The organism is Herbidospora daliensis, assembly GCF_001570585.1.
Classification (GTDB): Bacteria; Actinomycetota; Actinomycetes; order Streptosporangiales; family Streptosporangiaceae; genus Herbidospora; species Herbidospora daliensis.
The window spans coordinates 41,099-54,441 of the sequence record NZ_BBXF01000007.1; the positions used below are offsets into that span (position 1 = coordinate 41,099).

Below are 13,343 nucleotides of genomic sequence, written 5' to 3' on the forward strand. Positions count from 1 at the left end.
AAAGGAAGATCCACTTCGCGGCGGATCGCGCACTTTGGCATCCTTGATCCGTGCACAGCATGGGGATCAACGTCGGTTTCGACCTCGACCTGACGCTCGCCGACACACGCGCGGCCATCGCCGCCGTCTACGAGGCGATGCTGCCGTCGCTCCAGACCCCCATCGACGTCGCCGTCGCGGTGTCGCGGATCGGCCGGCCGCTGGAGGTCGAGCTGGCCGAATGGTTGCCGGCCGACGAGATCCCGGCCGCGGTGACGCTCTACCGCTCCCTCTACCCGGGCATCGCGCTGCCCGCCACCGTCGCCATGCCGGGCGCCCACGAGGCGCTGGCGGCCATCCGCGCCGCCGGGGGCCGCATCATCGTGGTCACCGGGAAAAACCCGCTCGACGCCCGGCGCACGGTCGACGCGCTCGGCCTCGACGTCGACGAGATCGCCGGATCGGTCTTCGGCGCCGACAAGGGCGCCGCCATCGCCGCCTTCGGGGCGGCGGTCTACGTGGGCGACCACGTGGCCGACGTCGAGGCGGCCCGCGCGGGCGGGGCGATCAGCGTGGCCGTGGCGACGGGCGGCTGCACCGCCGCGCAACTGGCCGAGCAGGGCGCCGACGTGGTCATGGCCGACCTCACCGAGTTCGTGTCCTGGTACACCACCCGGACGTCGATTCCCGCGTAATTTGACGGCCTTTCGGCGGTCACCTGGTAGCCCTAGTGGGCATAACCTACATCCATTCCCTTCCACGACAGTTTGAACGAGGTCACTCCTGTGCCCAGCGGCAAGGTCAAGTGGTACGACGAAACCAAGGGTTTCGGTTTCCTCACCCGCGACGACGGCGGTGAGGTCTTCGTGCATTCATCCGCGCTGCCCAAAGGCGTGGAAGCCCTCAAGCCCGGCCAGAAAGTCGAGTTCGGGGTCGCCGAGGGGCGGCGCGGCCAGCAGGCGCTGTCGGTCAGGGTGCTGGAGCAGCCCCCGACCCTGGCGAAGGCGCCGCGTCCGAAGGGGAAGCGCAAAAAGCCCGACGAAATGGTCGTCATCGTCGAAGACCTGATCAAACTGCTCGACGAACTGTCGACCTCGTCCTACCAGAAGGGCAAACTCCCCGAACCCGTCCACGCGAAGAAGGTCGCGACCGTGATTCGCGCAATTGCGGACGACATTGACGCCTAAAAAGGATTGGTCAAAGGTTTCGTGTCCCCCGCCGCGGCCGGTGGCTGAGCCACCGGCCGCAACGGCACGGTGACGGCGGTCGACGTCGAGGCCACCTTGCGCCTGCGCCGCATGACCAGCAACCAGCCCAGCGAGAGCACCAGCACCGCCGCCATCACCGACAACCCCGCGGTGCCCTGCGCGAACAGCGACAACATCAGGCCGATCAGGCCGCCGAACACCCAGGCGATCTGGAGCAGCGCCTCGACCACCCCGAAGGTCGACGACCTGACCTCCTCGCCGATCTCCCGCTGCACGATCGCGTCGAGCGCCAGCTTGCCCAGCCCCTGCGCGAACGCGCCGATGAGGGCGACCGCGACGGCCGTCCACAGACTGAAGAAGAAGGCCGTCACGAGCGTGGTGAGCGTGGTCAGCGCCAGCGTCGACAACACGATCAGCTGCGGCGGGTAGGACTTCACCCACGACGCCACGGCCGCGCCGAACAGGCCGCCGCCCCCGGCGGCCGCCGCGAGCAGGCCGAGCGTGATCTCGGGGGCCAGGCCCGGCAGGTGCTTGTCCTGGACGAGGAACAGCAGGAAGAACACCAGGAACCCGGCCTGGATGCGGATCGCCGCGTTGGCCCGCATCGACTCGGCCACGATCGGCCCGACGTTCAGCAGCGCCCGCACGCCCGGCGGCTTCGCGGCCTCCTCCTCGTCGGGGGAGTCGACGTGGCGGGGCAGCCGTACCGCCACCACCCCGGCCGTCAGGAACAGCACCATCGCGATCCGGAGCACCCACTCGGCGCCCAGCCAGGCCACCAGGCCCGCCCCGAGCCCGGCCGCGCCGCCCGCCGCGACCAGCGCGAACAGGGCCACCCGGGCGTTGGCGGTGACCAGCCCTATGTCGGCCGGCAACACGCTCGGCATGATCGCCGCCCGGGACACGTTGTAGGCCTTCGACAACACCAGCACCGCCAGGGCGGCCGGGAAGAGCGAGAGCGTGTCGCCGTAGACGACGCTGGAGGCCATGCCCCAGCAGAGCAGGCCGCGGGCGAACAGGGTGCCCGCGATGACGTAGCGGCGGCCCGACCGGAAGCGGTCGAGCACCGGGCCCACGAAAGGGGCGACGACGGTGAACGGCACCATCGTGACCAGCAGATAGAGGGCGACCTGGCCGCGCGCCTGCCCGACGGGCATGCCGAAGAACAGCGCCCCCGCCAGCGCGACCGTGATGAACGCGTCGCCCGCGCTGTGGACGGCGGTGACCTCGATGAGACGGCCGAGGCCGGTCCGGTCGGCGCCCTTGGAATGGGTCAGCCGCCGGCTGGCCCGCCCGACGCTGCCCGCGGCCCGTCCGACGCTGCCCGCCCCGCGGCCGATCGAGCGGCCGGTCCGGGCGCTCGCGGACATGATCGCGCGGCCCGCGTCACGGACCTTGCCCCAGGCACCCGCCACCCCATCCGCTCCTCTCGTGTCGAATTTCCAGTCTTACCGACGTACTCGGGTGCTGTCCGCTCCCGAGGAGGGTGAAAATCGCTCCTCAGGTAGGTGAAAATGGAGTGTGAGCCGTACCCGCGTGAGAACCCCCGCCGCCGACCAGGCCTGCGCCGCCGCCGTCGAGATGGCTCGTTCGGCGGCCGAGGAGATCGCCAGGCCCGGCGAGGTCGGCGAACACCTGGGTTTCGACGCGGAGGGCGACCGGGTGGTCACCCACTATTTCGCCTGCCTCGATCGAGCATACGAGGGCTGGCGCTGGGCGATCACAGTGGCCCGTGCTTCGCGTGCCAAGGCCGTCACCGTCAGTGAGACCGTGCTGCTGCCCGGCAAGGGCGCCCTGCTGGCGCCGACCTGGGTGCCGTGGAGCCGCCGTCTGCGCCCCGGCGACCTGGGCCCCGGCGACCTGCTGCCGGCCGAGGCCGACGACGACCGGCTCGCGCCCGGCTTCACCGCCGAGGCCGAGGCCGACGACGAGACCGACCACCAGATGCTCTTCGAATACGGCCTGGGGCGGGCCCGGGTGTTGTCGGCCATCGGCCGCGACCTGGCCGTCAACCGCTGGCACAGCGGCGAATCGGGCCCCGATTCCCCGCTCGCCACGGCGGCCCCCGCCCAGTGCTCCACCTGCGGTTTCTACTGGCCCCTCGCCGGCGCGCTGCGCCTGGGCTTCGGGGTGTGCGCCAACGAGTTCGCCCCCGACGACGGTAAGGTCGTCGCCGCCGATCATGGTTGCGGCGCCCACTCCGAGGCGGCTCCGGCGCCGTCGGCGGCCGTCGAGGCTCCGCAGCCGATCCTCGACGACCTGGGTTACGACCCCATGCCGGAAGGCTGACCTCCCTTAACTCCCGGAAGCGTGTGATGAACGACTTCTTCGGCACCACCCGCATGCGTGAAAACGTCCTCGCCGCCTGGACGGCCTCGCCCGCCCGGTTCCGCGAGGACGCCAATGCCGAGGAGGACTTCGCCCTCGGCGGTTACCGCGACCGCCTGATCGTCGAACTGGCCCAGAACGCCGCCGACGCCGCGTTGCGCGCCGGGGTGCCCGGCCGGTTGCGGCTGACCCTGCGCGAGGGCGTGCTCGAGGCCGCCAACACCGGCGGGCCGCTCGACGCCGCCGGGGTCGAGGGCCTGTCGACGCTCCGGGTCTCCGGCAAGCGCGACGAGGCCGGTGCGGCCGGGCGTTTCGGCGTCGGCTTCGCGGCCGTCGTGTCGGTCAGCGACGAGCCCGCCGTCGCCTCGCGGGCGACCGGCGGGGTGCGCTGGTCGCGTTCCCTGACGACCGAGCTGGTCGCGGCGGTCCCCGAGCTGGAGCGCGAACTGGCCGGGCGCGAGGGCCACGTGCCACTGCTGCGGTTGCCGTTCCCGGCCGAGCTGACGGTGCCCGAGGGCTTCGACTCGGTCGTCCGGCTGCCGCTGCGCAACGCCGCGGCCGAAGACGCCGTCCGGCGCATGCTCGAGGAGACCAGCCCGGCGCTGCCGCTGGTCATGCCCGCCCTGTCGGCGATCGACATCGAGGTCGACGGCGTCTGGCGCAGCGTCACCGCCGCCGGGTGGCACGTCGTCGAGGCGTCGGGCGAGTTCACGCCCGAGCAGGTGGGCGACCTGTTCGCCGACCGGCCGACCGAGGAGCGGGCGCGTCCGTTCTGGCAGGTGCGGTGGGCGGTGCCGATCGCCGGGGCGGTGGCCCACGGTCAGGCGCGGGCGTGGGGCGACCAGGCCCGGCGCGACGGCGAGGCGCTGCCGCTGCCGAAAGACGTGCCGTCGTCGGTCCATGCGCCGACGCCCTCCGACGAGCCGCTCGACCTGCCCGCCCTGCTGATCGCCACGTTCCCGCTGGCCACCGACCGGCGTCACGTCGCGACGGGGCCGCTGACCGACTTCCTGGTACGCCGCTCGGCCGAGGTCTACTGCGACCTCCTGCGGTCGCTGCCGCGTACGCCCCGGCTGCTCGACCTGGTGCCGCAGGTGCTGGCGAAGGGCGAGCTCGACGCGGCGATCCGGGGCGAGATCCTCGCCCTGCTGCCCGACCTGCCGCTGCTGCCCGCGATCTCGGCCCCCGAGGAGCCCGCCGAACGCTACGCCGAGGTCGTCAACGCCCGGCGCGCGGCCGACGGGCTGGCGCCGCTCTCCTTCGCCGACGACGAGGAACTGGTCATCGCCGGGCGCGACGCCCGGGTGGTGGCCGGGCCCGGCGAGTTCCTGACGATGATCGCCGACATGGTGCCCGGCCTGCTCCCGGCCGGGTGGCCGGTGCGCCACCACGCGCTGCCGGGCCTGGCCATCCGCCGGGTCGAGCTGGCCGACGTGATCGACATGCTCACCGGCGACGCGGTGAAAGACCGCGACCCGGCCTGGTGGCGGGCGCTCTACCAGGTGCTCCCGGCCGACGACCTCGAAGCGGTCGGGGCCGTGGCGGTGCCGCTGGCCGACGGCCGGCTGGTCCGGGGCGCGCGCGGCACGCTGATCCTGACCGACGGCGAGAAGGCGCTCGACGCGGCGCTGCTCGCCCCGCTGGGCCTGCGGATCGTCCACCACGACGCCGCCCACCCGCTGCTGCTGCGGCTGGGGGCGGCCGAGGCGACGCCGCGGACCGTCCTCGACGACCCGCTCACCCACGCCGCCGTCACCGAGTCGGCCGGGTCGGCCGACCCCGAGCCGGTCGCCCAGGCCGTGCTGGCCCTGGTCGACGCCGCCGGGCTGACCGCCGGTGAGGCGCCCTGGCTGGCCGCGCTGGCCCTGCGCGGGGCCGACGGCGAGGTCTACGCCGCCGGCGACCTGCTGCTCGAAGGCGGCGACCTGGCCAAGCTGATCGACCAGGAGGCCCCCTTCGCGGCGCCCGACCTGGTCGAGAAGTTCGGCTCGCGGGTGCTGGCCGCCGCGGGCGTGCTCGACGGGTTCGCCGTGGTCAACGACGCCGACGTGGTGCTCGACCCCGACGACTGCGACCACGACCTCGACCGCGAAGACGAGTGGCTCGACGCGATCCTCGACCTGCTGCCCGAGCTCGACGTGCCGCCCGTGGCGCGCGAGTTCACCGCGATCCGCGACCTCGAATACGTCGCCGACTGGGCCGCCGCGCTGCCGCTGCTGGCCCGGCCGCCGCTGCGCGCCGCCCTGCAGCCCATGCGGGTCTTCGCCGGCGGCGAGGTCCACGAGGTGCCCTCCTACACCGGCTGGTGGCTGGCGCACCACCCGGTGATCGACGGGAAGCCGCCGACCTCCCTGCGGTTGCCGTCGGCCGACCCCCTGCTCTTCGGCCTGTACGCCGACGCGCCCCCCGTCGCCGACGAGTCGGCCCTCACGATGATCGGGGTGCGGTCGACCCTGGCCGACCTGCTCGCCTCCCACGGCGGCCCCGAGGAGCTCCTCGACCTGATGGCCGACGCCGCGCGGCCCGTCGACCGGGCCCAGCTGCGGGCCCTGTGGAAGGCGCTGGCCGAGGTCGGCCCCGAACGGGTGAGCCCCCCGGCGGCGATCAGGGCGGTGCAGAACGGCGAGATCGTGGTCGCCGACGTCGACGGCGAGCTCGAACCGGTCGTCGTCGAGGCGCCCGACCTGCTCGCCCTGGTGGCCGACCGGCCGCTGGTGCTGGTCGGGTTCGACCAGGCCGAGGCGCTGTCGGAGGTGCTCGACCTGCCGCTCGTCGGCGAGGTCGTCACGGGCGACGTCACCTCGTCGGGTGAGGAGACCCCGGTTCCCCCGCAGGTGCGCAGGCTGCTGCCGGGGGCGCCCGGGTCGTACATGAAGCATGAGGAGCTGCTCGTCGACGGCAGGCCGGTGCCGTGGCGGTTCTTCGAGGGCCGGGTGCACGCGTCCGGCGTCGAGGGGCTGGCGCGGGGGCTGGCGTGGGCGGCGGGGCAGTGGGGCGACCGGCTCGCGGTCGAGGCGCTGCTGCGCGATCCCGATCGGGTGCCGCTGCTGCTGGCCGAGGCCGACCTCGACGGCTGAAACACTGAAAAGGTGGAACGTCACCTGATCAGTCACATCGCGCACACCGACCACCCGATCGCCGCCCCGGTGAGCGGCCAGACGATCACGCGGATCCTGCGCCGGGCCAAGCTCGGCGCCCAGCCGCGTGTGCTCGACCTCGGCTGCGGCCACGGCGTCTGGACGCTCCGCGCGCTCGCCATGCACGAAGACGCCACCGCCGACGCGGTCGACCTGCACCGCGAGGGCCTGGAGTCGTGCCGGATCATGGCCGAGCGGCAGGGCCTCGACCACCAGCTCACCCTGCACCACACGTCGGCGACCGACTACAAGAACGGCCTCTACGACCTGGTCATGTGCGTCGGCGCGACGCACGCCTACGGCGGCCTGGTCGAGACCGCCAATGCGCTCAAGGAGCACCTGAAGCCGCGCGGCCTGGCGCTGATCGGCGAGGGCTTCTGGGAGGTGCCGCCGAACGCCGAGACGCTGATCACGCTGGGCGCCGAACCAGGGGAGTACGCCGACCTGGCCGGCACGGTCGAGCGCGCCGAGAGCGCGGGCTACGCGACGGTCTACGCCTACACCAGCGAACTGTCGGAGTGGGACGACTACGAGTGGTCGTGGACCGGCAGCCTGCTGCGGTGGGCGGCCGACCACCCGGGCCCCGACGGCGACACGGCGCGGGCGGCGGCGCTGGCCCACCGCGACATGTGGCTCAAGGGCTACCGGGGGGTGCTGGGTTTCGTGACGCTTCTGCTGAAGCGGACGTCCTGACCTTCCGGTCGCGCCGCCGGACGAACCAGAGCCCGAAGAAGCCCATGCCGATCCCGGCCACGCAGGTCCACGAATACCAGCTCTGGTCGGGCCGGACGATCAGCAAGACGATGAGGGCGATCGCCCACAGGACGATGCCGACCGTGATCGTGGCGGAGTCGTTGGTCTTGAGGGGCTCTGGATCGGGCCGCCGCTGCTGGGTCACCCTGTCACCCTAAATCCGGCAGGTCACAGATGGCCCACGTGAGGTTCGACGCGGGTCGCGTACGAAAGCGCAACGAAAAAGTCACGTCGGCGACCTGGGTCTTTTCCCTGGTGGTAAGGGGTGTCACTCTGCGCGGGTGAGTGACGTCAAAACCCCCCAAAGCAGTAGTTTCCTCGACACCTACTTCAAGATTTCGGCTCGGGGCTCGTCGGTCGGCGCGGAGGTCCGTGGTGGTCTGGCCACGTTCTTCACGATGGCCTACATCGTCGTGCTCAACCCGATCATCCTGGGCTTCGTCCAGGACGCCGACGGCCAGTTCCTCGGTGACGGATCGGCTCCGAACCTGTCGCTGATCGCCGTCGCGACGGCGCTGGTGGCCGGCCTGCTGACCATTCTGATGGGCGTGGTGGCGAACGTGCCCTTCGCCCTGGCGGCGGGTTTGGGCCTCAACGCGTTCGTCGCCTACGGCATCGCCTCCCAGGTCTCCTGGGAGGACGCCATGGGCCTGGTGGTCCTGGAGGGCCTGGTCATCCTGGTCCTGGTGCTGACCGGGTTCCGGACGGCCGTCTTCCACGCCATCCCGGCCAGCCTGAAGACCGCGATCTCGGTGGGCATCGGCCTGTTCATCGCGCTCATCGGCTTCGTGGACGCCGGATTCGTGCGCAAGACGGCCGCCCCCGCGCCGCCCCTGGAGCTCGGCATCGGCGGCGGCCTGACCTCGTGGCCGATCCTGGTCTTCGTGGTCGGCCTGCTCGGCACCGTCCTGCTGGTGGCCCGCAAGGTGAAGGGCGCGATCCTGATCGGCATCGTCGGCGCGACGATCTTCGCGATCGTCGTCCAGGCGATCGGGAACATCGGCCCGGCCGTCGACGGTGACAAGACCAACCCGCAGGGCTTCGGCCTCAACGTGCCCGCGCTGCCGGGGCTCGACCAGATCTTCGCGCTGCCCGACTTCTCGCTGATCGGCCAGTTCAGCCTGTTCGGGGCGTTCACCAAGCTGTCGGTCGTGCTGGCCGTGCTGCTGGTGTTCACGCTGCTGATCACCGACTTCTTCGACACGATGGGCACCATCGTGGGCGTCGGCAAGCAGGCGAACCTGGTGCAGGCCGACGGCACGCTGCCGAAGACCAAGGAGATCCTGCTGGTCGACTCGATCGCGGCCGCCGCCGGCGGCGCGGCGTCTGTGTCGTCGAACACGACCTACATCGAGTCGGCCTCGGGCGTCGGCGAGGGCGCGCGGACCGGGCTCGCCTCGGTGGTGACCGGTCTGCTGTTCCTCGCGTCGATGTTCCTCGCGCCGCTGGTCAACATCATCCCGTACGAGGCCGCGGCGCCCGCGCTGGTGGTCGTCGGCTTCCTGATGATGACCTCGATCCGGGAGATCGACTTCACCGACCTGGAGATCGCGATCCCGGCGTTCTTCACGATCGTGCTGATGCCGTTCACCTACTCGATCGCCAACGGCATCGGGGCGGGCTTCATCACGTTCGTGCTGATCAAGGCGGTGAAGGGCAAGACGTCCGAGGTGCACCCGCTCATGTGGCTGGTGGCCGTGCTGTTCACGATCTACTTCGCGCTCGGCCCGATCAAGATCCTCTTCGGCTTCTGAAACTTTCAACTATTTGCCGATAGATTGCCGGATCTCCGCAGGACCACCCGTGTCGCGCGGCTGGTGCATTGACCGTATTTTGCGGCCAATTCTAGCCTTCCGTGCGACACGGGAGTTACCGAAAGGTTTCGGAACAGGAGATCCAGTGCGTACCTCTAAATGGCGATCTCTGATGGCGGCGGCCTGCGCCCTCGCCACGGCCGCCGCGACAGTGCTCGTCGCCACGCCGGCTTCGGCCAGCGCGGCGCTGCGGGTGCACGCCCAGGCGCGCGGCAAGTTCATCGGCACCGCGCTGGCGACCTCGCCGCTGGCCAACGAGACGGCCTACCGGAACATCGCCGGGAGCGAGTTCAACCAGATCACGGCCGAGAACGCGATGAAGTGGAGTGACACCGAGCCGAACGACAACCAGTACACGTTCTCCGGCGCCGACCAGATCGTCAACTTCGCCACCGCGAACAACCAGCAGGTGCACGGCCACACCCTCGTCTGGCACAACCAGACGCCGGGCTGGGTCCAGGGCCTGTCGGCCACCAACATGCGCAACGCGATGAACGAGCACATCGCGACGGTCGTCGGCCGCTACGCCAACAACCCCGCGGTCGTCTCGTGGGACGTGGTGAACGAGGTCTTCGAGGAGAACGGCAGCTTCCGCTCCTCGTTCTGGTACAACACGCTGGGCTCCAGCTTCATCGCCGACGCCTTCCGCGCCGCCCGCGCCGCCGACAGCGACGCGCGCCTGTGCATCAACGACTACAACGTCGAGGGCATCAACGCCAAGAGCACCGCGATGTACAACCTGGTCTCGCAGCTGCGGTCGCAGGGCGTGCCGGTCGACTGCGTGGGCTTCCAGTCCCACCTGTCCACCCAGTACGGCTTCCCGAACGACCTCCAGCAGAACCTCCAGCGGTTCGCGAACCTCGGCGTCCAGGTCAGGATCACCGAGCTCGACGTCCGCATCCAGGGCTCGCGCACCTCGGCCAAGGACACCCAGCAGGCGACCTACTACACCAACGTGGTGAACGCCTGTCTGGCCGTCACGGCCTGCGCCGGCGTGACCATCTGGGGCTTCACGGACAAGTACTCGTGGGTCCCGGACACCTTCCCGGGTGAGGGCTCCGCGCTGATCTACGACAACAACTACTCGCAGAAGCCGTCGTACACGGCGGTCCACAACGCCCTCGACAACGGCACTCCGAGCGACACCACCGCACCTTCGACACCGGGCGCCCCGACCGCGTCCAGCGTCACCTCGTCGGGCGCCTCGTTGTCGTGGACGGCCTCGACCGACTCGGGCGGCTCCGGTCTGGCCGGATACAACGTGTACAACTCCTCCGGTACGCAGATCGCGACGTCCACCACCAACTCGGTGACCCTGACGGGGCTGTCGGCCAACACGGCCTACACGGTCTACGTCCGGGCGCGTGACGGCGCGGGCAACCTCTCGGGGAACTCGACCTCGGTCACCTTCACCACCACGGGCGGCAGCAGCGACACCACCGCCCCCACCACCCCCGGCACCCCCACCGCTTCCAGCATCACCTCGTCGGGCGCCAGCCTGTCGTGGACCGCGTCGACCGACTCGGGCGGCTCGGGCCTGGCCGGGTACAACGTCTACAACTCCTCCGGTACGCAGATCGCGACGTCCACGACGAACTCGGTGACCCTGACCGGGTTGTCGGCCTCGACGGCGTACACGGTCTACGTCCGGGCGCGTGACGGCGCGGGCAACCTGTCGTCGAACTCGACGTCGGTGACCTTCACCACCACGGGCGGCACCTCGGGCGGCTGCTCGGCCACGGCCACCATCCAGACCCAGTGGGGCGGCGGCTACGTCGTCCAGCCGGTGACCGTGACCAACGGCAGCTCCGCCCGCACCTCGTGGACGGTGACCTTCACGCTGCCCTCCGGCCACACCCTCGTCGGCTCCTGGAACGCCACCCTCACGGTGTCCGGGAACACGGTGACGGCCCGCAACGCCAACTACAACGGCAACCTCGGCTCCGGCGCGAGCACGACGTTCGGCTTCCAGGTGGCGCGTCCCAGCAGCGACACCTCGACGGCGTCGGGTTACACCTGCGCCTGATTCTTGACCCGGGCACGGCCTCCATCGGGGGCCGTGCCCGGCCTTTTCGGGGAAGGTATCCCTGAGCAGGAATGCCATGGTGTGCCATATAGTTAGCAAAGGTAATGACTCATGCTAACGAATCCTCAGAACACGGATCCGGCTGCGAACCTGCGCAGCGACGCCGGTCTGGCGTCCGCGCTGCGCGTGTCGCTGGCCCGGCTGACCCGTCGCCTGCGCAAGCAGGCCGTGGGTCACATCCTGACGCCCACGCAGCTCGCGGCCCTGGCCGCCGTCGAGCGGCACACCACGATGACCCCCGGCGAACTGGCCGAGCACGAGAAGGTGCAGCCGCCTTCGATGACCAGGGTGGTCACCCATCTGGAGGAACGCGGCCTGCTGGCCCGCTCCCCGCACCCCACCGACCGTCGTCAGGTGACCCTGTCGGTCACCCCGGAGGGCGCCTCGCTGCTGAAGGAGGAACGCCGCCGCAAGGAGGCCTGGCTGGCCCAGCGCCTCGGCGAGCTGACACCCGAGGAGAAGGCGATCCTGCGCAGGGCCGCCCCCATCCTGGAAAAGCTCTCCCAAATGTGAGAAGGCTGCGCACCGCGGCCGATCTGGCGAAGTGGACGGGCGCTGGGGCGGTTCGGGAGCCCGGCCCAGCACCGGCCGACGACGCCTCCGGCATGTTCCGGTCGTTGCGGAACTTCAACTACCGGCTCTTCCTCTCCGGCAGCGTCGTCTCCAACGTCGGCACATGGATGCAGCGCACCGCCCAGGACTGGCTCGTGCTGAGCCTGACCGGAGGGTCGGGCACCGCGCTCGGCATCACCGTGGCGCTCCAGTTCCTGCCGGTCATGCTGTTCGGCATGTGGGGCGGCGTGCTCGCCGACCGGTTCCCCAAGCGGCGGCTGCTGATGACCGCCCAGTCCCTCATGGCGGCGCTCGCGCTGGCCATGGGCGTGCTGACCGTCACCGGCCACGCCGAGGTCTGGCACGTCTACGTGATGGCCTTCACCCTCGGGCTGCTGGCCTGCGTCGAGGTGCCCACCCGGCAGTCGTTCGTGGTCGAGATGGTCGGCCGCGACGACCTGTCGAACGCCATCGCCCTCAACAGCTCCTCGTTCAACCTGGCCCGCGTGGTCGGCCCGGCCGTCGCCGGGCTCCTGATCAACTGGCTGGGCGGCACCGGCCCGCTGTTCCTGGTCAACGCCCTCACCTTCGCCTTCACCATCGGCGGCCTGCTGCTGATGCGCACGGCCGAACTGCGCACCCCCGAGCCGGTCAAACGCGGCAAGGGCCAGGCCAGAGAAGGTCTCCGTTACGTGCTGGGCAACCCCGACCTGCTGCTGCCCGTCCTGATGGTCGGCTTCGTCGCGGTCTTCGCGCAGAGCTTCTCCACGTCGATCGCGCTCATGGCGACCGAGGTGTTCGACGCGGGGGCGTCGGCGTTCGGGATCGGCAGCAGCGCCTTCGCCATCGGAGCCGTCGTCGGAGCCCTCCTGGCCGCCCGGCGGGTCACCCCATCGCGGCGGATCATGGTCGGGGCCGGGGTCGCCTTCGGGGCCGCCCAGATCCTGGCGGCGGTCACGCCGGCGTACTGGGCCTTCCTGATCGCGCTCGTCCCCGCCGGGCTCGCCATGATCACCGTGCAGACGATGGCGAACTCGACGCTCCAGCTCGGGGCGTCCAACGAGATGCGCGGACGGGTGATGGGGATCTACGTTCTGGTCTTCACCGCCGGCGCCCCGATCGGCGCCCCGCTGATCGGCTGGATCGCCGAACTGGCCGGTCCCCGGGTCGGGATCATGGTCTCCGGCCTGCTCAGCCTGACCGGGGTGGCGCTGGCGGTACTCATCACGAGGCTGGTCGCGGCCCGCAAGGCCATGACCCTGAACCCGGCCGCGGCGACGATCGCGGTCTGAGGATGGTCAGCGGCACCCCATGGGCTTGGCTAGGCTCGACGCCGTGGAACGTCCCCGCCGCTGGCTGCTGCCGACCGTACTCGGCCTGCTGATGCTGCTCGTCGTCGTGGGCGCACTGGTCGGATGAGTGGGCCTGCTTGACGGCCGCGGGCCGGGACCGCTCTTGACGCTTGAGCCGCAGGGACTGTGGGGTG

General features: G+C 70.8%; 11 protein-coding genes. 9 read left to right on the top strand and 2 right to left on the bottom strand.

Translation table 11 applies throughout. The features are described 5' to 3' along the window. Positions 1 to 59 precede the first annotated feature (59 nt). Positions 60 to 674 carry an HAD family hydrolase gene (locus tag AW274_RS30965; protein ID WP_062439647.1) on the top strand — a complete coding sequence of 205 codons (615 nt, stop codon included), beginning with the start codon at positions 60 to 62 and terminating at the stop codon, positions 672 to 674. 90 nt (positions 675 to 764) lie between these two features. Beyond that, the gene (locus AW274_RS30970) at positions 765 to 1,166 is read left to right on the top strand and encodes a cold-shock protein (RefSeq protein WP_062338697.1); all 402 of its coding nucleotides are present in this window, start codon (positions 765 to 767) and stop codon (positions 1,164 to 1,166) included. Here the strand turns inward: AW274_RS30970 and AW274_RS30975 are convergent. Beyond that, on the bottom strand, positions 1,163 to 2,602 hold the full coding sequence (locus AW274_RS30975; protein WP_232320530.1) for an MFS transporter: 1,440 nt from the start codon (positions 2,600 to 2,602) through the stop codon (positions 1,163 to 1,165). The two genes, AW274_RS30970 and AW274_RS30975, sit on opposite strands and share 4 nt — an antisense overlap. Positions 2,603 to 2,708: 106 nt before the next feature. Here AW274_RS30975 and AW274_RS30980 point away from each other — a divergent pair, with 106 nt between their 5' ends. Genes AW274_RS30980 through AW274_RS30990 form a run of 3 tightly spaced genes read left to right on the top strand, consistent with a single transcriptional unit; the run spans position 2,709 to position 7,345 of the window. After that, on the top strand, positions 2,709 to 3,476 hold the full coding sequence (locus AW274_RS30980) for a DUF3027 domain-containing protein (RefSeq protein ID WP_062439650.1): 768 nt from the start codon (positions 2,709 to 2,711) through the stop codon (positions 3,474 to 3,476). Between the two features lie 26 nt (positions 3,477 to 3,502). Next, on the top strand, positions 3,503 to 6,592 hold the full coding sequence (locus tag AW274_RS30985) for a sacsin N-terminal ATP-binding-like domain-containing protein (protein WP_062439653.1): 3,090 nt from the start codon (positions 3,503 to 3,505) through the stop codon (positions 6,590 to 6,592). Between the two features lie 12 nt (positions 6,593 to 6,604). Further along, positions 6,605 to 7,345 (top strand): SAM-dependent methyltransferase, encoded by a 741-nt coding sequence (locus AW274_RS30990; protein ID WP_062439657.1) that lies wholly within the window; start codon positions 6,605 to 6,607, stop codon positions 7,343 to 7,345. Here the strand turns inward: AW274_RS30990 and AW274_RS43050 are convergent. Next, positions 7,287 to 7,550, bottom strand: a complete 264-nt coding sequence (locus AW274_RS43050) for a DUF2530 domain-containing protein (protein ID WP_083975095.1) — start codon at positions 7,548 to 7,550, stop codon at positions 7,287 to 7,289. The genes AW274_RS30990 and AW274_RS43050 overlap by 59 nt on opposite strands. A 136-nt stretch (positions 7,551 to 7,686) precedes the next feature. On the opposite strand from AW274_RS43050, the gene AW274_RS30995 reads away from it, so the two are divergent. From AW274_RS30995 to AW274_RS31010, 4 genes are all read left to right on the top strand, one after another. After that, positions 7,687 to 9,159, top strand: coding sequence for an NCS2 family permease (locus tag AW274_RS30995; protein ID WP_062439661.1), 1,473 nt, complete (start codon positions 7,687 to 7,689; stop codon positions 9,157 to 9,159). 145 nt (positions 9,160 to 9,304) lie between these two features. After that, entirely contained in the window at positions 9,305 to 11,245 is a 1,941-nt protein-coding gene (locus AW274_RS31000) for an endo-1,4-beta-xylanase (protein WP_232320532.1), read from the top strand. A gap of 111 nt (positions 11,246 to 11,356) precedes the next feature. Continuing rightward, on the top strand, positions 11,357 to 11,818 hold the full coding sequence (locus AW274_RS31005; RefSeq protein WP_062439672.1) for a MarR family winged helix-turn-helix transcriptional regulator: 462 nt from the start codon (positions 11,357 to 11,359) through the stop codon (positions 11,816 to 11,818). Continuing rightward, positions 11,815 to 13,149, top strand: coding sequence for an MFS transporter (locus AW274_RS31010; RefSeq protein ID WP_232320534.1), 1,335 nt, complete (start codon positions 11,815 to 11,817; stop codon positions 13,147 to 13,149). The genes AW274_RS31005 and AW274_RS31010 overlap by 4 nt, the downstream gene beginning before the upstream one ends. Positions 13,150 to 13,343 lie beyond the last annotated feature (194 nt).

Excerpts from the sequence above, each read along its gene's own strand:
- AW274_RS30965 (WP_062439647.1), top strand. The coding sequence starts at position 60 with ATGGGGATCAACGTCGGTTTCGACCTCGACCTGACGCTCGCCGACACA.
- AW274_RS31005 (WP_062439672.1), top strand. The coding sequence starts at position 11,357 with ATGCTAACGAATCCTCAGAACACGGATCCGGCTGCGAACCTGCGCAGC.
- AW274_RS30985 (WP_062439653.1), top strand. The coding sequence starts at position 3,503 with ATGAACGACTTCTTCGGCACCACCCGCATGCGTGAAAACGTCCTCGCC.